Genomic DNA, 17,664 nt, shown 5'->3' with positions numbered 1-17,664 from the left:
CATGACCCCGCGCAGCTTCCGTCCCCGCGCCCTGGCCGCCGTGTCCCTGACCACGGTCGCCGCACTGACCCTGGCCGCCTGCGGCTCGTCCGACAGCTCCGACTCCGACTCCGCTCCCCCCTCGGGCTCCACCCGTACGGTCAAGACGGCGATGGGCGACGTGAAGGTCAAGGAGGCCCCCGAGCGGGTGGTCGTCCTGGACACCGCCGAACTGGACTCGGCCCTCACCCTCGGTGTGAAGCCGGTCGGCGCGACCCACTCGGACGTGGAGTCGGGCTTCCTGAACTACCTGCCGAAGGACCGGCTCGCGGGCATCAAGGACGTCGGCCAGATGATGACCCCGAACCTGGAGGCCATCGCCGCTCTGAAGCCCGACCTCATCCTCACCAGCAAGATCCGGCACGGCGACAAGTACGCCGAGCTGTCCAAGATCGCGCCGACCGTGATGACGGAGAACACCGGCTACCCCTGGAAGGAGAACTTCCAGGTCCACGCGGAGGCCCTCGGCAAGAAGACCGAGGCCAAGACGGTCACCGACGACTACGCGAGCCACGTGGCGGACGTGACCGAGGCGCTGGGCGGCAAGGACAAGGCCGCCCAGACCGAGGTCAACATGGTCCGCTTCGTCGAGGGCGCGGACATCCGCATCTACGGCAAGAAGAACTACATCGCCACGATCCTGGCCGACGTGGGCCTCGGCCGTCCCGCCATCACGGACAAGGCGGCGGACGGCTTCTCCTACGACGTCAGCCCCGAGAAGATCGACCTCGCGGACGCGGACGTGGTCTTCCACTCGACGTACGGCGACCCGAAGAAGTCCAAGGAGACGGAGACCACCGGCGGCGGCCTGTGGAAGAACATGGACGCGGTGAAGAACGGCAAGGTCTTCGCGGTCGACGACCAGCTGTGGATCCAGGGCATCGGCTACACGGCGGCCGACAAGATCCTCGGCGAACTCCACGAGGACCTCACCAAGTAGCACCCGGCCCTCACCCCGTACGCCTCCGCGCCCGCCACACCAGGTAGAGCGCGGAGGCGACGGCGGCGACGCGGACGACCACCGGCCAGGCCTCCAGCAGGACGTCCCGCATCGCGCCCTCGCGGATCGGCTCGCCCCAGCGCCCGTCCAGCCGCCCCCACACCCATACGAGGGCCCCGGCCGCCACCACGCCCGGCAGGCCGAGCGCCGCCCACTTCGCCTCCGTACGGGAGAGGGCGCGCGAGCTGTACGCGATCAGCCAGCCGCCCGCCAGCGGCAGCCAGGAACCGGTGGCCACGCCGGCGACGAGCAGGACGGCGGCCAGGAGCAGCAGCGGGTGCGCGAAGCCGCCGCGGGGGCCGGGGGCGGCGGCCTCGGGCTCGGCGGCCGCCGCGGTCCTGCGGCGGCGGAGCTTCACGAGGCGCAGGGCACGGCGGCGCCGGACGGTTCCAGGGACGGTCCCGTCAGTCCCGTCGGTCCCGTCCGTCCCCTCTGCCTCGCCCTCCGCGCCCTTCCCTTCCGCCTCGTCCTCCCCGTCCTCCTCGTCCTTCTCGATGGGCCTCGGCCGCCTCCCGAGCAGCTCTGGGGCCTCGATTCCGCCGAAGAACCCCGGGATCGCGGTCCCCTCGTCGAAGGGGCCCGGCTCGAGCCGCCACCAGTCGGTCGCGCCGTCCGCGTCCCCCTGCTGGTCCTGGCCGAGCATGTGCGGGGCGGAGGGGTCGGGCCAGTCGCGGACCGGTACGCCGTCGTCGGGGGCGGGCCCGGGGCGGGGCACGGCGGCCGCGTCGGCGACATCCGTACGGCGCTGCGGCGCGTCCTCGGGGTCGCGGCGCGACGCGCCCCGCCCGAAACCGGCTTTCGGCTTCCTGAGCGCCTTGGCCTCCCGGTCCTCGCCCCGTCCCGGAGCGGGCTCCTTCGGCTCCCCGGGCTCCTTGCGGAGGAGTCCGCTCCGGGGCCGGGGCAGACTTCGCCGCCGCTGCTCGCCGGCCCCCGCCCCGCTGCGGGCGGACGGCAGCGGGACCGTGCCGTCGGCCGACTCCGCCGCCGCCGCGACCAGTTCGTCCGGGCTGCCCAGCCTGCCGATGATGCGCCGGACCGTCGCCGGGGAGTCCGCGCCCGCCGTGCCGCGCTGCCGGTCGATCTCGCCCCGAAGCGTCGAAACCAGGCGCATCCGGGCGCCCGACGACAGCTGTTGCTGCTGGGCCAGGTCGCCGACCCGGCTCAGGTAGTCGTAGACGAGCTGGTCGCTCTCGATCCCCACGCGGTGCATCCCCTCTACCGGCCCTGCCCCGACGGTAGCGTTCCAGCGGCTACCGTGGGACGGATGGGGACGACCACACCACCGCGCACGCTCGCCGAAGCCCTGCGCGCCCGGGGCGACGAATCGCTGGCCGGGCTGCTGCGTGCCCGCCCCGACCTCCTCAACCCGGTGCCGAACGACATCACCCAGCTCGCCACGCGGGCCGGCACGCGGGCGTCCGTCGTCCGCGCGCTGGAACACCTGGACCGGTTCGCGCTGCAGACCGCCGAGGCGCTGGCGGTGGCCCCGGACCCGGCCCCGTACGACACGCTGCTCTCCCTGCTCACCGGCGACGGACTCGACGACGGCGAGCAGCGCGACGAAGCGGGCGCGGCGGTCACCGCCGCGCTGCCGGGCGCGCTGGCGACCCTGCGCGAACAGGCCCTCGTCTGGGGCGAGGACGACCGGCTGCGGCTGGTGCGCACCGCCCGCGAACTGCTCGCCCCGTCCCCGCAGCACCCCTCCCCCACGGGCCTGGGCCCCACGGTCTCCGAGGCCACGGCCGGGATGTCGCCGGGCCGGCTCCAGGAGATCCTGGTGGCGACCGGGCTGCCCGCGACCCACGACCCGGTGTCCGCGGTGGCCACGCTCGCCGCCCTGTTCACGGACCGGACGCGGATGGCGGAGCTGCTGGACACCGCCCCGGTGGAGGCGTTGTCGGTCCTGGACCGGCTGGTGTGGGGCCCGCCGTACGGGGAGGTCACCCCGAATCCGACGCCGCCGGTGAAGTGGCTGCGCGACCGGGGTCTGCTGCTGCCGGTCTCCACGCGCACGGTGGTCCTGCCGCGCGAGGCGGCCCTCCATCTGCGCGCCGGACGCGCGCACCGCGTACCGGAACCGGTCCCCCCGGCCGTCGCGGCGGCCGCCGAACGCGATCCACAGGCTGTGGACAGAGCGGCGGCGGGCCAGGCGTTCACGGCGCTGTCCACGGTCGAGGAGCTGCTGAAGCTCTGGAACGGCGGCGGCCCCGCGATCCTGCGCGCGGGCGGGCTGAGCGTGCGGGAGCTGAAGCGGGCCGCGAACGCCCTGGACGTGGCGGAGCCGGTCGCCGCGTTCTGGATCGAACTGGCCTATGGTTCGGGCCTGCTGGCCACCGACGGCGAGACGGACGAGCGGTACGCGCCGACGCCCGCGTCCGACGAGTGGCTCGACCTGTCCACCGAGGACCGCTGGACGCACCTCGCCACCGCCTGGCTCGCCGCCACCCGGACCCCGGGCCTGGTCGGCGGCCAGGACGCCAAGGGCCGGGCCCTGTCCGCGCTCGGCCCGGAGCTGGACCGTTCGGCCGCCCCCGACGTACGCCGCCGGGTCCTGGCCCTCCTCGCCGAACTCCCGCCGGGCACCGCGCCGGACGCCGGGACGCTGCTGCGACGGCTGCGCTGGGAACGCCCGTTGCGCGGCGGAACGGCCCCTTCCAGCGCTTCGGCGGAGGGGACGGACCTCCGCTCCCGCCTCGCCCTGTGGACGCTCAACGAGGCGGAGCTGCTGGGCATCACGGGCCGGGGCGCGCTCAGCGCACAGGCCCGCGCACTGCTGGACGAGGGCCCGGACGCGGCGGCCGCCCGCCTCGCGCCGCTCATCCCCGAACCGCTGGACCACGTCCTGCTCCAGGCCGACCTGACGGCGGTGGCGCCGGGCCCGCTGGAACGTCCGCTGGCCCAGACGCTGTCCGTCCTGGCCGACGTGGAGTCGAAGGGCGGGGCGACGGTGTACCGCTTCACGCCCGGTTCGGTGCGCCGCGCCCTGGACGCCGGGCAGGCGGCCGCCGACCTGCACGCGTTCCTGGCCGCGCACAGCCGTACGCCGGTGCCGCAGCCGCTGAGCTACCTGATCGACGACGTGGCCCGCCGCCACGGCCACCTGCGGATCGGGGCGGCGGCCGCGTACGTGCGCTGCGACGACGAGGCGGTCCTCAACGAGATCCTGGCCGACCGCCGCTCGACCGGCCTCCGCCTGCGCCGCCTGGCCCCCACGGTCCTGGCCTCCCAGGCAGACCCCGGCTCCCTCCTCGAAGCCCTGCGCGACATGGGCTACGCACCGGCCGCCGAATCCGCCGAGGGCGACGTCCTGATCACCCGCGCCGGCGCCCGCCGCACCCCGCCCCGCACGCCTCCGGCCCCGGTCCCCGAGGGCCCGCCGGTCCCGGACGCCACGCTGCTCGGCGCGGCGGTACGGGCCATCCGCGCGGGCGACACGGCCGCCACGGTGGTCCGCAAGGAGACGGCCGAGGACACGTCGTCCACCGCCCCCGCCGGCTCCCTCCCCCGCACCACCCCGGCCGAGACCCTGGCCACGGTCCAGGCGGCCGCGATGACGGGCTCGGCGGTCTGGATCGGCTACGTCAACGCGGACGGCGCGGCCAGCCAGCGGGTGATCGCCCCGGTCCGTGTGGAGGGCGGCTTCGTCACGGCGTACGACCACACGGCCGACGAGGTCCGCACCTACCCGCTGCACCGGATCACGGGGGTGGCGGAGCTCGCGGAGGACGGGTAGGGGCAGGGGCCGGCGCGAGCACCTCGTCGAGCAGTCGGCGGAGTGGCCGGCCGGCCCCGTCTGCGATGCTGCGGGCATGTCCTTCGCCGACCGGGACCCCGTGCCGACGCGCGTGCCACCGGAACCGCTGCCCCACGAGCCCGTGTCGCCCGCGCCGCCCCCCGCGCCGATGCGGCCGCTGCTGACGCAGTCCTGGCTGGATCTGGCGTTTCTGCACTGGGCGGCCGATCCGGCGGACGTGGCGCCGCTGCTGCCGGAGGGGACCGTGCCGGACACCTTCGACGGGGTGACCTACGTGGGGCTCGTGGCGTTCCGGATGTACCGGGTGGGGTGGCTCGGGCTGCCGGGGCTCCCGTATCTCGGGACCTTCCCCGAGACCAACGTCCGGCTGTACTCCGTGGACGAACACGGCCGGCGCGGCGTCGTGTTCCGCTCGCTCGACGCCGCGCGGCTGATCCCCGTCCTCGTGGCACGGGCCGCGTTCCGGTTGCCGTACATGTGGTCCCGGATGGACATCGAGCGCTCCGGCGACACCTTTACGTACACGAGCAGCCGCCGTCGGCCCGGTCCGCGCGGTGCGCGGAGCAGGATCGCGCTGCGGGCGGGGGAGGCGATCGGTGAACCCACGCCTCTGGAGCACTTCCTGACCGCCCGCTGGGCCCTGCACAGTTCGCTCTTCGGGCGGACCGTGTACCTGCCCAACGTGCATCCGCGGTGGCCCCTGCACCGGGCGGAGCTGGTCGAGTGCGACGAGGACCTGGTGGCGGCGGGCGGGCTGCCCGCGCCGGCCGGCGAGCCGGTGAGCGTGCTGTACTCCCCCGGCGTCGCCGTGCGCTTCGGGCCGCAGCGGCGCGGGGCCTGAGACCGGAGCGGAACCCGGGCCCCGGGCCCAGGTGTTGGTCGTCAGGCGGGTTCCATGTCCTGGAACCGCTCGAAGGTGTCCGCCCCCGTGGCGCCCTTCTTCCAGGTGACGGTCAACGTGTCGCCGTTCTGCCGCAGTTCACCGAACCGGTCCTTGCTCTCGACCCGCGCCCCGTCCTGCTCGCACAGCAGACCAACCTCCAGGCCGCCGCTCCCGTCCTTCTGCCAGCGGCCCTTGCACGCGAACCCGTCGCCGTCGCTGAGGATCGCGTTGACCCGCGCGGGCTCGTCGGTGTACGCGTCGCCGAGCGCGAGCATCGTGGAGTCCCGCTTCTTCCACACCGCCTGGAGCCCGGTGCCGGTGGGCTGGGGCACGAACGGGTTGTCCGAGCGTGCGGGCGGTGAGGCGGACGGTTCACCGGCCGGGTCCGTCGTCGGGTCCGTCACCGCCGGGCTCTCCCCGGCGCTTCCCTCGGCCCCGGACGCACTCGGGGTCCCCACGGACGCCGGCGACTTGGCGTCGTCGCTGCCGCTGTCGCTTCCCCGGCCCACGGCGAACCAGACCCCGCCGCCGATGACCGCCACGGCCAGCACGGCGGCGACCGCGATGAGCGCTGTCCTCTTCCGGGGCGCGGGCGTACCCGGCTGCGGCGACGGAAAGCCCCCGGGGCTCCCGTACGGGCCGTGGGGGCCCTGGCCGTTCCCGTAAGGGCCGTCGGGTGCCTGGCCGTTCCCGTACGGGCCGTGGGGTGCCTGGCCGCTCCCGTACGGGGTGGGCTGCGCGCCGTAGCCGTACCCCTGCGGAGGCGTGTCCTGGACCGGCTGCGCGTACGGATTCCCGGCGACCGGCTGCGGCTGTCCGTTCCCGGCTGCCGGCTGTCCGCTCCCCGGGCCCGGCCGCGGCGGGCCGTACCCCGGCTGCGGGGGCAGCGGCGGAGGCGGTGGTGCACCGAAGGGCTGCTGCGGCTGAGCCCCCGCCGGTGTCGGCGGCTGCTCGTCGAACGGCTGAGACACGCGTGTCCTCCCCCGTACCGGCGCCCTGCCGGCACACCACCTCTTTGTACCAGCCACCGGTCCGCCGTCTCCGTGCGCACCTCCTGCCCGGCTGTGAACTCAGCGGCTCCGCCAGGCCTGTTCCAGCACCTGCTTGATCCGTCGGGCGTCCCCGCGTTCGGTGCGCGTGATCACGGCGGCGATCAGGGGGCGCAGGAGGCGGTCGCTCCCGGTCAGGGTCACCCGCTTGACGAGGTCCACCCGGCACCGGCCCTCCCCGGTCGCGGTCACCGAGCGGCTGCCATCGGCGGTCGCGCCCTCGACGACCCGCCACGCGAAGGAGTGCCCCTCCCGCACGTCCGAGACCTCGACCAGGCTCTCCACGACCCTGCCCAGCACACGAAGCGTCTCCTCCACCCGGGCGCCGTCCCGCACCGGGCCCGGCGGGCTCTGGGTCATCCTCTCCAGGCCGGACCGCCACTCCAGGTCGTTGCCGTAGACGCGGAGGAAATCCCACACGAACTGCGCGGGAGCATGGACGTCGGCCGAGGAGCGCACAGCGATGGGCTTCATCAGAGCACCTTCCTAATGTGGTTAACCAGTTGACCATATACCGGATAACCAGTGCGTTACCATCGCCGTATGGCCGACAGCTCCGAGACCCGCCCCGACTTCGCCGACATCGCCGTCACCCACTGGGAGCGCGAGCGACCGGACCTCGACTTCACCGCGATGGCCACGCTGGCGCGCTTCGCCCGCCTCCACATCGCCGGCAGCCGTCGCGTGGACGCGGTCTTCGCCGCCTACGGCCTGGATCGCGGGGAGTTCGACGTTCTCGCCAGCCTTCGCCGCACGGGTGCGCCGCACGAGATGCCCCCCTCACAACTCGCGGAGATCCTCCTCATCACCCGCGCGGGGATGACCAAGCGCGTCGATCGCCTGGAAGCGCGCGGCCTCGTCGCCAGGCGGGCCGACCCGGAGGACCGCCGAAGCCTCCGCATCGGCCTCACACCCGAGGGACTCGACCTCATCGACGCGGCCGTCGCCGAGCACACCGCGAACGAGAACCGCGTACTCGGCCTGCTCACCGACGACGAGGCACACGCGTTCGACGCGACCCTGCGCAAACTTCTGGCCGCCCTCGAAGGGAGCACGCCGAAGCAGGCGTGATCGGCGCACTACGGAGCGCGCCCGCCCGGGAGCCCGCCGAACCATGGCCCCGGAAGCCCGCCGAACCATGGCCCCGGATCAGGCCGAACCGTGGTCCCGGATCAGGCCCGACCACGGCCCCGGAACAGGAGAACCGCCGCCCGGAACCCCCGCAGGACCGCGGTTCCGTCGCCGTCCTGCCCGTCAGCGTCCGGGCGGGGTAGAATCATCTGTTTCGCGTGAAAGTCCGACGTGGACAGCAGCACGCATCCCGGCACGCCGGCCGGGACACCCGCACGGCGACGGGCACGGGGCAGAGCCCGCGCCATGCACGGGTGCACTGTTCCGTCACGGGACGATCCCACTTCCGGAGGTATATGTGTCCTGCCTGATCGTCCAGAGCGACAAGACGCTGCTCCTCGAAGTCGACCACGACCTGGCGGACGCCTGCCGTCGTGCCATCGCGCCGTTCGCGGAGCTGGAGCGTGCGCCCGAGCACATCCACACGTACCGGGTCACCCCGCTCGGGCTGTGGAACGCCCGCGCCGCCGGGCACGACGCCGAGCAGGTCGTCGACGCCCTGGTCGAGTACTCCCGCTACCCCGTGCCGCACGCGCTCCTGGTCGACATCGCCGAGACGATGGCGCGGTACGGGCGGCTCACCCTGTCCAAGCACCCCGTGCACGGGCTCGTGCTCACCAGCACCGACCGGCCCGTGCTGGAGGAGATCCTCCGGTCGAAGAAGGTTCAGCCGCTGGTCGGGGCCCGGATCGACCCGGACACCGTGGCCGTGCACCCTTCCGAGCGCGGGCAGGTCAAGCAGACCCTGCTCAGGCTGGGGTGGCCGGCCGAGGACCTCGCGGGGTACGTCGACGGCGAGGCCCATCCGATCGAGCTGGCCGAGGACGGCTGGGCGCTGCGGCCCTACCAGAAGCAGGCCGTCGAAGGGTTCTGGCACGGCGGGTCGGGGGTCGTCGTACTGCCGTGCGGTGCGGGGAAGACCCTGGTCGGGGCCGGTGCCATGGCCGAGGCGAAGGCCACCACCCTGATCCTCGTCACCAACACCGTCTCCGCCCGGCAGTGGAAGCACGAGCTGGTGAAGCGGACCTCGCTGACCGAGGAAGAGATCGGCGAGTACAGCGGGACGAAGAAGGAGATCCGGCCGGTCACCATCGCCACCTACCAGGTGCTGACGACCCGGCGCAAGGGCGTCTACCCGCACCTGGAGCTGTTCGACTCCCGTGACTGGGGCCTGGTCGTCTACGACGAGGTGCACCTGCTGCCCGCGCCCGTCTTCAAGTTCACCGCCGACCTCCAGGCCCGGCGGCGGCTGGGTCTCACGGCGACGCTGGTGCGCGAGGACGGGCGGGAGTCGGATGTGTTCTCGCTCATCGGGCCGAAGAGGTTCGACGCTCCGTGGAAGGAGATCGAGGCGCAGGGTTACATCGCGCCCGCCGACTGTGTCGAGGTCCGGGTCAACCTCACCGACTCCGAGCGGCTTGCCTACGCGACCGCCGAGGCGGAGGAGAAGTACCGGTTCTGCGCCACCACCGCGACCAAGCGGAAGGTGACCGAGGCGCTGGTACGCAAGCACCAGGGCGAACAGACCCTCGTCATCGGCCAGTACATCGACCAGCTCGATGAGCTCGGCGAGCATCTGGACGCCCCCGTGATCAAGGGCGAGACCAGCAACGCCCAGCGCGAGAAGCTCTTCGAGGCGTTCCGCCAGGGCGAGATCAGCGTCCTGGTCGTCTCCAAGGTCGCCAACTTCTCCATCGACCTGCCCGAGGCGACCGTCGCCATCCAGGTCTCCGGGACCTTCGGGTCGCGCCAGGAGGAGGCACAGCGGCTGGGGCGCGTCCTGCGGCCGAAGGCCGACGGGCACGAGGCCCGGTTCTACTCGGTCGTCGCCCGCGACACCATTGACCAGGACTTCGCGGCGCACCGCCAGCGGTTCCTGGCCGAGCAGGGGTACGCGTACCGCATCGTCGACGCGGACGAGCTGCTCGCCGGCAGCTGAGAGAGGGGCGTGGGGTACGGCAAGGGCCTCAGCGGGCCCGCCGTACTCCCGCCTCTTCCGCGTACTCCCCGAGGACGACCACACCGAACGCCGTGGTCACGAACACCTTCACGGCGCGTACCGCGTCGCCGACACGGTGGGGTCGATGGTGACCGGTGACCGCGGTCGCGCCGTGCGCGGGGCCGGTCCTGCGGGGGTTGAGGGTCGCTGTGCTCATGTATCCATGGTGCTCCCGTCACCCATATGGGCGCGTCGGTCCGCAGACGGAGCCCGGCGAGCGGGCGAGTAGCCCTCCGGTGCCGGGCCCGGTTCCCGCATCCCCTACGGGTATCCCTTGCATCGCCCGCTCCGGCGGAGTCCGTATTCCGTTTAGACCGCGCGGCCCTCGGTGGCTACAATCGCCGGTCTGCCCGCCTCCCGCACCGTGGTACCGGCCTTTCGCCGCCGGCAGCCGGGGGAGCGCCGCCGACCGGACGGAAACCGGCCGACACACGCGATCGAACCTTCCGAGCGGACCCGCCCTGCTCCGGCCGCAGCCGGCCGCGGCGCGCGGTCCGCCGTCCTGCGTCGGACAGCCGTCGAAGAGTCGTCGACGAGCCGTCGAAGAGTCGTTGAAGAGCCGGAGGCAACACCGTGCCCGCGCACGTAGCAGAGAGCGATTCCACCACCGACCCCCTGGCGCGCGAGCGTGCCCACCTCGCCGCGTCCCGCGCCGCCCTCCGCGGGATGCGTGAGGACGTCCAGGCCCTCGACATCCGCGATGTCACCGCGAACTGGGTCAACGCCGCCGTGCTCCAGTCCCAGATCGACGACCGCATCAAGGCGCTCGCCGACCTCTCCCACACCCCGCTGTTCTTCGGCCGCCTCGACTATCTGCACGCCGTCGGCGGCGAGCAGGCCGAGGGAGCGGCGGGCGAGCGGTTCTACATCGGGCGCCGGCACGTCCACGACGCCGCCGGCGACCCCATGGTCATCGACTGGCGTGCGCCGGTCTCCCAGCCGTACTACCAGGCGTCCCGGAAGAACCCCCAGGACGTGGGGCTGCGCCGACGCTTCGGTTACACGAGCGGCGAGCTGACCGCGTACGAGGACGAGCACCTCACCGATCCGCACGAGGCGGCGCAGACCAGCCGGCTGCTCCAGGCGGAGATCGAGCGGCCGCGCGTCGGCCCGATGCGTGACATCGTCGCCACCATCCAGCCGGAGCAGGACGAGATCGTCCGCAGCGGTCTCGGCGGCACGGTCTGCGTGCAGGGCGGGCCCGGCACCGGGAAGACCGCCGTCGGCCTGCACCGGGTGGCGTACCTCCTGTACGCGCACCGCGAGCGGCTCGCCCGCACCGGCACCCTCGTCATCGGGCCGAACCGTTCCTTCCTGCACTACATCGAGCAGGTCCTCCCCGCCCTGGGCGAGCTGGCGGTGCAGCAGGCCACCGTCGACGACCTGGTGCGCACCGGCGTCGAGGTCCGGGGCGAGGACGAGGCGGCCACCGCCGTCGTCAAGGGCGACGCCCGCATGGCCGAGGTGCTGCGGCGGGCCATCCGCTCCCATGTGAGCGCCCCCACCGAGTCCGTCGTCGTGGTGCGCGGCTCCCGGCGCTGGCGCGTGCCCGCGTACGAGGTCCAGGAGATGGTCGACGAGCTGCTGGACCGCGACATGCGGTACGGGGCCGCGCACGAGGCGCTGCCGCAGCGGATCGCGCACGCCGTCCTCGTACGGATGGAGGAGGCCGGGGAGGCGCCCGACGACCGGGTGCAGAACGCGGTCGCCCGGAATCCCGCGGTGAAGGCCGCCGTGAAGGCGGTCTGGCCCGCCGTCGATCCGGCGAAGCTGGTGCTGCGGCTGCTCTCGGACGCGGAGTTCCTGGCCGCGCACGCGGAGGGTCTGCTGAGCGAGGACGAGCAGAAGCGGCTGCTGTGGGCGAAGCCCGCCCGCAGTGTGAGGTCCGCCAGGTGGTCGGCGGCGGACGCCGTGCTGATCGACGAGGCGGGCGACCTGATCGCCCGTACGCACTCGCTCGGCCATGTGGTGCTCGACGAGGCGCAGGACCTGTCCCCGATGCAGTACCGGGCGGTGGGGCGGCGGTGCTCGACCGGTTCGGCCACCGTTCTCGGCGATCTCGCGCAGGGCACGACCCCGTGGTCCACCGAGAGCTGGAGCGAGGCCCTGTTCCATCTGGGCAAGGCGGACGCGGTGGTGGAGGAGCTGACCGCGGGCTTCCGGGTGCCGCGCGAGGTCATCGCGTACGCCTCCCGGCTGCTGCCCGTGATCTCGCCGGGGCTCGCGGCGGTGGAGTCGGTACGTGAGTCGCCCGGTTCGCTGGTCGTACGGGAGGTTCCCGGGGCGGAAGCGCTGGACTCCGCCGTCGTCTCCGCCTGCGAGGAGTCGTTGCGCCACGAGGGGTCGATCGGGCTGATCGCCGCCGACGCCCGGATCCCGGCGCTGGGCGCGGCCCTGACGGCGGCGGGCCACGCGTGTCTCTCCCCCGGTGAGGAGACGACCGCCGCGTCCCGGCTGACGCTGGTGCCCGCGTCGCTCGCCAAGGGCCTGGAGTACGACTACGTGGTGCTCGACGAACCGGCGGCCGTGGTCGACGGCGAGCCGGACGAGCGGACCGGGCTGCGGCGGCTGTACGTGGCGCTGACCCGTGCGGTCTCCGGGCTCACGGTGCTGCACGCGGCCCCGTTGCCGGAGGCGCTGGAGCCGTAGGACAGGCAGGTGGGGCGGGCGGGGAGTCCCGGCCCCCGGCCCGCCCCGCCCCGGCCCCCCTTGCTCAGGCGTCCAGCGCCTCGCGCCACTCCCGTACCGCTGCCGCGTCCACCGGGGCCGACCAGCCTCCGGGCCGGGCCGCACCGCCGATGTGGACCGCGTCGATCCCGCCCGCCCGCAGCCGGGGCAGGTGGTGCAGGTGGAGGCCGCCGCCGACCAGGACCTGCGCCTCGTAGCCCGGCTCGCCGGTACGGGCCGCCTCGGCCAGGAGGGTCGGGATGCCGGCGTCCACCCCGGCGGGCGAACCCGCCGTGAGGAAGGTGTCGAGGCCGGGCAGGTCCGCGAGCTGCTTGCGCAGGGCGTCGCGGTCGGCGGCCCGGTCGATCGCCCGGTGGAACGTCCACCGGCAGCCGTCCAGCTCGGCGACGAGCCGTTCGACGGCGACGAGGTCGGCGTGGCCCTTCCCGTCGAGGAAACCGAGCACGAACTCGTCGGCCCCCGCCTCCCGCATCTCGCGGGCCTTGCCGACGAGTACGTCGATGTCGCCGGCGGCGAAGCCGTCCGCCACCCTGAGCATCACGCGCAGCGGGATGTCCACGGCGGTCCGGATCGCCGCGAAGGTCTCCCGCGACGGCGTCAGACCGTCGGCGGCCATGTCGGTGACCAGTTCGAGGCGGTCTGCACCACCGGCCTGGGCAGCGACCGCGTCCTCCGCGTCAAGAGCGATCACCTCCAGGACTGCACGGTTGCTCATGGGTCCCCATTCCTCCGATACACAGCTATAGGTCTAGTCCAATGGCCAGCCTACGGGGCGGTCGACGGGCAGCGCAGCCCTCTATCTGAACGCACGGCCGCGGTGACGCGCGAGCCGACCCCGCAAACGAGTGGCGGGCGCCTTCGCCACGCCTTGCGCTTCATAGGGGTCGGGGGTATACATGGAGAGAGAAAGAGATACCCCCTAGGGGTATTCGGACAGCTTCAGGGAGGACCCCGTGTCCGCGCACTCCGCCACCACCGGCACCGGCACCGGCACCGATGCCGACGTCGGCACCGCCGCTGTCGAGCTCGCGATCGGCGGGATGACCTGCGCCTCGTGCGCGGCCCGCATCGAGAAGAAGCTCAACCGGATGGACGGCGTCGAGGCCACGGTGAACTACGCCACCGAGAAGGCGAAGGTCACCTACCAGGGCGCCGACGTATCCCTCGACGACCTGATCGCGACCGTCGAGGCCACCGGCTACACCGCCCGGCCGCCCGCTCCGCCGGCGCCGCCCGCACCCACTTCCGTCCCCGGGAGCAGGGGTACGGACACGGCAGGCCCGGCGGCGGAGGGCACGGACGACGACGGGCTCACGACCCTGCGCCAGCGCCTGGTCACCGCCGTCCTCCTCGCCGTCCCGGTGATCGCGATGGCGATGGTCCCGGCGCTCCAGTTCGACAACTGGCAGTGGCTCTCCCTGACACTGGCCGCGCCGGTCGTCACCTACGCCGGCTGGCCGTTCCACCGCGCCGCCTGGACCAACGCGAAGCACGGCGCGGCGACGATGGACACGCTGATCTCCCTCGGCACGTCGGCCGCGTTCCTGTGGTCGTTGTGGGCGCTGTTCTTCGGGACCGCGGGCATGGCCGGGATGACGCACCCCTTCGAGCTGACCATCGCCCGCGGCGACGGCGCCGGGAACATCTATCTGGAGGCCGCGGCGGGGGTGACGGCGTTCATCCTCGCCGGGCGCTACTTCGAGGTCCGTTCGAAGCGGAAGGCCGGAGCGGCGCTGAAGGCGCTGATGGAGCTGGGGGCGAAGGAGGTCACGGTCCTGCGCGACGGCGTCGGGACGACGATCCCGACCGCCGCGTTGCAGGTCGGGGACCGTTTCCTGGTGCGTCCCGGGGAGAAGATCGCCACGGACGGGACCGTGGTCGAGGGATCGTCCGCCGTGGACGCCTCGATGCTCACCGGCGAGTCCGTACCCGTCGAGGTCACCGTCGGCGACACCGTCACCGGAGCCACCCTCAACGCCGGCGGCCGCCTCGTCGTCGAGGCCACCCGCGTCGGCGCCGACACCCAGCTCGCCCGCATGGCCCGCCTCGTCGAAGACGCCCAGAACGGCAAGGCCTCCGCCCAGCGCCTCGCCGACCGCATCAGCGCCGTCTTCGTCCCCGTCGTCATCGTCCTCGCCCTGGCCACCCTCGGCTTCTGGCTCGGCACCGGCGCCGGACTCACCGCCGCCTTCACCGCGGCCGTCGCCGTCCTCATCATCGCCTGCCCCTGCGCCCTCGGCCTCGCCACCCCGACCGCCCTCATGGTCGGCACCGGACGCGGCGCACAGCTCGGCATCCTCATCAAGGGCCCCGAGGTCCTGGAGACCACCCGCCGCGCCGACACCATCGTCCTCGACAAGACCGGCACCGTCACCACCGGCCGCATGACCCTCCGGAGCACCCACACCGCCGCCGGAACCGACGAGAAGGAAGTGCTGCGGCTGGCCGGAGCACTGGAGAACGCCTCCGAACACCCCATCGCCCAGGCCGTCGCCGCCGCCGCGACCGACGCCACCGGGCCGCTCCCCACCCCCGAGGACTTCCAGAACATCCCCGGACTCGGCGTCCAGGGCGTCGTCGAGGGCCACGCCGTCCTCGTCGGACGGGAACAGCTCCTGGCCGAGTGGGAGATCCCTCTCCCCGACCGCCTCGCCGAGGCGAAGAGGACCGCGGAGGCCGCCGGGCGCACCGCGATCACCGTCGCCTGGGACGGCGAGGCGCGCGCGGTGCTGGAGGTCGCCGACGCGGTGAAGGACACCAGCGCCGAGGCCGTCCGCCGGCTCCGCGCCCTCGGCCTGACCCCGATCCTCCTCACCGGCGACAACCGGGCCGTGGCGGAGTCGGTCGCCGCCGAGGTCGGCATCGACGAGGTGTACGCGGAGGTCATGCCGCAGGACAAGGTCGACGTGGTCAAGCGCCTTCAGGCCGAGGGCCGTTCGGTCGCGATGGTCGGGGACGGGGTCAACGACGCCGCCGCCCTCGCCCAGGCCGACCTCGGTCTCGCGATGGGCACCGGCACCGACGCCGCCATCGAGGCGGGCGACCTCACCCTTGTCCGCGGCGACCTCAACGCCGCCGCCGACGCGATCCGCCTCTCCCGCCGCACCCTCTCCACCATCCGCACCAACCTCTTCTGGGCCTTCGCCTACAACATCGCGGCCCTCCCGCTGGCCGCCGCCGGACTCCTCAACCCGATGATCGCCGGAGCCGCGATGGCCTTCTCCTCCGTCTTCGTGGTCGGCAACTCCCTGCGGCTGCGCACCTTCAAGGGCGCGTGAGGCCCCAGGCCCGGCCTGAGCGCGGCGGGACCCTCCGGTCCCGCCGCGCTCAGGCGCGTACGAAACGCAGCCGGGTCCCCGGTACCGCCTGCGCCGCCGCGGCGATGGCCCGTCCGGCGACGATGCCGACGACCGGGTAGCCGCCGGTCGTCGGATGGTCGTTGAGGAAGACGACGGGCCGGCCGTCCGGCGGCACCTGGACCGCACCCAGGACCATGCCCTCGCTGGGCAGTTCACCCGTACGGGACCGCTCCAGCGCCGGGCCCTCCGTCCGCAGGCCGATGCGGTTGCTGTGCGGCGAGACCCGGTAGGCGGCGGTGTGGAGGGTACGGAGCGCGGCTTCGGTGAACCAGTCGTGGCGGGGCCCGGGGTGGGCCGGGAGCACCAGCTCGGCGGGGGCGCCCGGCCAGGGAACGGGACCGGCGGGCGGCGGGCCGCCCGGCGCCGGATCACCCAGCGGGAGTTCGTCGCCGTCGCGCAGCGGGGCGGGCCCGAGCCCCGAGAGGAGGTCCGCCGAGCGGCTGCCCAGCACCGCTTCCGGCTCCAGGGCGCCCGCGAACGCCAGGTAGCCGCGCAGGCCGCTCACGGCGGGGCCCGCGTCCAGCACCGCGCCCGCGGGCACACGGACCGGCGCGCCCCACGCCACCGGCCGCCCGTCGACCGTCACCCGGCAGCCCGCCCCGCCGACGACGGCCACGACCGGCCGGTCCGGGCTGACCGCGCACCCGGTGAGCGTGGTCTCCAGGACGGCGGCGTCCGGCGGGTTGCCCACCAGCCGGTTGGCCAGCCGGGCGGCGGGCGCGTCCAGGAACCCGGCGCGCCCGACCCCGAGGTGGGCCCAGCCGGGACGGCCCGCGTCCTGCACGGTGGTCAGCGCCCCGGCCCGGACGACGCGCAGGCGGGAGGCGGCGGGCGGGGTCATGCCCCCAGCCCGGAGGGGCCGGGCGGGGTCATGCCCCCACCGGGGAATCCCGCACCGGGAAATCGCCTGCCCGGTGAGCGTCCGCCCCGGGTGCGTGCGCGCGGGAAGCGTCCGCCCCAGGAGCGTCCGCGCGGGAAGCGTCCGCCCGGGGAGCCTCCGCCCGAGGAGCCGGGATCGCAGCCCCGCCGTCCGCAGCCGCCGCCGCTTCCTCCGCCCCCACCGCCACGAACCTGACCGGTGTCCCCGGCCCGAGCAGCGCCGCCGGTTCCCGGGCCGGGTCCCACAGGGCCCCCGGGTCCGGCATCCGCCCGACGATCTGCCAGCCGCCGGGCGAGGGGCGCGGGTACACCCCGGTGTAGGGCCCGGCGAGGGCCACCGCCCCGGCCGGTACCCGGGTGCGCGGGGTCGTGCGCCGGGGCACGTGCAACCGCTCGGGCAGCCCGGTGAGATAGCCGAACCCGGGGGCGAACCCGCAGAACGCCACCCGGAACGCGGCACGGGAGTGCAGGACGGCCACCTCCCCGGCCGGGACACCCCAGAGCGCGGCGACCTCGGCCAGGTCGGGGCCGTCGTAGACGACGGGGATCTCCACCGGGTCGCGGCCCTCGCGCTGCGGCGGCGCCACCCGCCACGCGGCGAGGTCGCGGGCGAACCGGTCCCGGGCCCCGGGCGTGCGGTCCGCGATCCCGTCGAGCAGGACGGTACGGGCGGCCGGGACGATCTCGCGTACGGCGGGGAGTTCACCGCGCTCGCGGCGGCGGAGCAGTTCGGCGTGGAAGGCCTCGGCGTGCTCGCCGTCGGCCAGCTCGACGAGCAGCGCGTGCGGCCCGGCGGGCAGGACGCGTGCCTGCCCCGGGAGCACGTCCGCCTCCCCCGCACCGCCTGCGCCGTTCACACGAACGCGCCCACCGCCCGCACCCC

At 74.1% G+C, this 17,664-nt stretch carries 14 protein-coding genes; 7 read left to right on the top strand and 7 right to left on the bottom strand.

Features of this window, described 5'->3' with window-relative positions; genetic code table 11:
* Position 1: 1 nt before the first annotated feature.
* Positions 2-979, top strand: a complete 978-nt coding sequence (locus tag ACGF2Y_RS17695; protein WP_392947940.1) for an ABC transporter substrate-binding protein — start codon at positions 2-4, stop codon at positions 977-979.
* A 10-nt stretch (positions 980-989) separates the two neighbouring features.
* Here the strand turns inward: ACGF2Y_RS17695 and ACGF2Y_RS17690 are convergent, their stop codons facing one another.
* Positions 990-2,249: a hypothetical protein gene (locus ACGF2Y_RS17690; protein WP_392947937.1), complete on the bottom strand. Its 1,260-nt coding sequence runs from the start codon at positions 2,247-2,249 to the stop codon at positions 990-992.
* Positions 2,250-2,303: 54 nt separating this feature from the next.
* Between ACGF2Y_RS17690 and ACGF2Y_RS17685 the strand changes: the two genes are divergently transcribed.
* Together ACGF2Y_RS17685 and ACGF2Y_RS17680 are read left to right on the top strand one after the other, a co-directional pair.
* Positions 2,304-4,772 carry a helicase C-terminal domain-containing protein gene (locus ACGF2Y_RS17685; RefSeq protein WP_392947936.1) on the top strand — a complete coding sequence of 823 codons (2,469 nt, stop codon included), beginning with the start codon at positions 2,304-2,306 and terminating at the stop codon, positions 4,770-4,772.
* Positions 4,773-4,848: 76 nt separating this feature from the next.
* Entirely contained in the window at positions 4,849-5,634 is a 786-nt protein-coding gene (locus tag ACGF2Y_RS17680) for a YqjF family protein (RefSeq protein ID WP_392947934.1), read from the top strand.
* A gap of 41 nt (positions 5,635-5,675) precedes the next feature.
* Here ACGF2Y_RS17680 and ACGF2Y_RS17675 read toward each other — a convergent pair whose 3' ends face one another.
* Both ACGF2Y_RS17675 and ACGF2Y_RS17670 read right to left on the bottom strand, forming a co-directional pair.
* Positions 5,676-6,647 (bottom strand): hypothetical protein, encoded by a 972-nt coding sequence (locus ACGF2Y_RS17675; protein WP_392947932.1) that lies wholly within the window; start codon positions 6,645-6,647, stop codon positions 5,676-5,678.
* A gap of 99 nt (positions 6,648-6,746) precedes the next feature.
* Entirely contained in the window at positions 6,747-7,199 is a 453-nt protein-coding gene (locus ACGF2Y_RS17670) for an SRPBCC family protein (protein WP_392947930.1), read from the bottom strand.
* Positions 7,200-7,268: 69 nt separating this feature from the next.
* Between ACGF2Y_RS17670 and ACGF2Y_RS17665 the strand changes: the two genes are divergently transcribed.
* Positions 7,269-7,796: a MarR family winged helix-turn-helix transcriptional regulator gene (locus tag ACGF2Y_RS17665; RefSeq protein ID WP_392947928.1), complete on the top strand. Its 528-nt coding sequence runs from the start codon at positions 7,269-7,271 to the stop codon at positions 7,794-7,796.
* 358 nt (positions 7,797-8,154) lie between these two features.
* The gene (locus ACGF2Y_RS17660; RefSeq protein WP_392947926.1) at positions 8,155-9,795 is read left to right on the top strand and encodes a DNA repair helicase XPB; all 1,641 of its coding nucleotides are present in this window, start codon (positions 8,155-8,157) and stop codon (positions 9,793-9,795) included.
* Positions 9,796-9,823: 28 nt separating this feature from the next.
* On the opposite strand, the gene ACGF2Y_RS17655 is transcribed toward ACGF2Y_RS17660, so the two are convergent.
* Positions 9,824-10,012: a hypothetical protein gene (locus ACGF2Y_RS17655; protein ID WP_392947925.1), complete on the bottom strand. Its 189-nt coding sequence runs from the start codon at positions 10,010-10,012 to the stop codon at positions 9,824-9,826.
* A gap of 416 nt (positions 10,013-10,428) precedes the next feature.
* On the opposite strand from ACGF2Y_RS17655, the gene ACGF2Y_RS17650 reads away from it, so the two are divergent.
* Positions 10,429-12,504, top strand: coding sequence for a HelD family protein (locus ACGF2Y_RS17650; protein WP_392947923.1), 2,076 nt, complete (start codon positions 10,429-10,431; stop codon positions 12,502-12,504).
* A 64-nt stretch (positions 12,505-12,568) separates the two neighbouring features.
* Here the strand turns inward: ACGF2Y_RS17650 and ACGF2Y_RS17645 are convergent, their stop codons facing one another.
* Positions 12,569-13,258: a copper homeostasis protein CutC gene (locus ACGF2Y_RS17645; RefSeq protein WP_392947921.1), complete on the bottom strand. Its 690-nt coding sequence runs from the start codon at positions 13,256-13,258 to the stop codon at positions 12,569-12,571.
* A 238-nt stretch (positions 13,259-13,496) separates the two neighbouring features.
* Here ACGF2Y_RS17645 and ACGF2Y_RS17640 point away from each other — a divergent pair, with 238 nt between their 5' ends.
* The gene (locus tag ACGF2Y_RS17640) at positions 13,497-15,821 is read left to right on the top strand and encodes a heavy metal translocating P-type ATPase (RefSeq protein ID WP_392947919.1); all 2,325 of its coding nucleotides are present in this window, start codon (positions 13,497-13,499) and stop codon (positions 15,819-15,821) included.
* Between the two features lie 49 nt (positions 15,822-15,870).
* On the opposite strand, the gene ACGF2Y_RS17635 is transcribed toward ACGF2Y_RS17640, so the two are convergent.
* Entirely contained in the window at positions 15,871-16,743 is an 873-nt protein-coding gene (locus ACGF2Y_RS17635) for a biotin-dependent carboxyltransferase family protein (protein ID WP_392947917.1), read from the bottom strand.
* A 28-nt stretch (positions 16,744-16,771) separates the two neighbouring features.
* Positions 16,772-17,638, bottom strand: coding sequence for an allophanate hydrolase subunit 1 (locus ACGF2Y_RS17630; RefSeq protein ID WP_392947915.1), 867 nt, complete (start codon positions 17,636-17,638; stop codon positions 16,772-16,774).
* Positions 17,639-17,664 lie beyond the last annotated feature (26 nt).

It is taken from the genome of Streptomyces sp. NPDC048142, assembly GCF_043202835.1.
Lineage (GTDB): Bacteria > Actinomycetota > Actinomycetes > Streptomycetales > Streptomycetaceae > Streptomyces.
This window is presented reverse-complemented; position numbering and strand designations above follow the sequence as displayed.

What these genes read in the sequence shown, in the direction of transcription:
- ACGF2Y_RS17690 (WP_392947937.1), bottom strand. Translation starts at nt 2,249, where the DNA reads ATGCACCGCGTGGGGATCGAGAGCGACCAGCTCGTCTACGACTACCTG.
- ACGF2Y_RS17685 (WP_392947936.1), top strand. Translation starts at nt 2,304, where the DNA reads ATGGGGACGACCACACCACCGCGCACGCTCGCCGAAGCCCTGCGCGCC.
- ACGF2Y_RS17645 (WP_392947921.1), bottom strand. Translation starts at nt 13,258, where the DNA reads ATGAGCAACCGTGCAGTCCTGGAGGTGATCGCTCTTGACGCGGAGGAC.
- ACGF2Y_RS17665 (WP_392947928.1), top strand. Translation starts at nt 7,269, where the DNA reads ATGGCCGACAGCTCCGAGACCCGCCCCGACTTCGCCGACATCGCCGTC.
- ACGF2Y_RS17695 (WP_392947940.1), top strand. Translation starts at nt 2, where the DNA reads ATGACCCCGCGCAGCTTCCGTCCCCGCGCCCTGGCCGCCGTGTCCCTG.
- ACGF2Y_RS17680 (WP_392947934.1), top strand. Translation starts at nt 4,849, where the DNA reads ATGTCCTTCGCCGACCGGGACCCCGTGCCGACGCGCGTGCCACCGGAA.
- ACGF2Y_RS17670 (WP_392947930.1), bottom strand. Translation starts at nt 7,199, where the DNA reads ATGAAGCCCATCGCTGTGCGCTCCTCGGCCGACGTCCATGCTCCCGCG.
- ACGF2Y_RS17635 (WP_392947917.1), bottom strand. Translation starts at nt 16,743, where the DNA reads ATGACCCCGCCCGCCGCCTCCCGCCTGCGCGTCGTCCGGGCCGGGGCG.
- ACGF2Y_RS17655 (WP_392947925.1), bottom strand. Translation starts at nt 10,012, where the DNA reads ATGAGCACAGCGACCCTCAACCCCCGCAGGACCGGCCCCGCGCACGGC.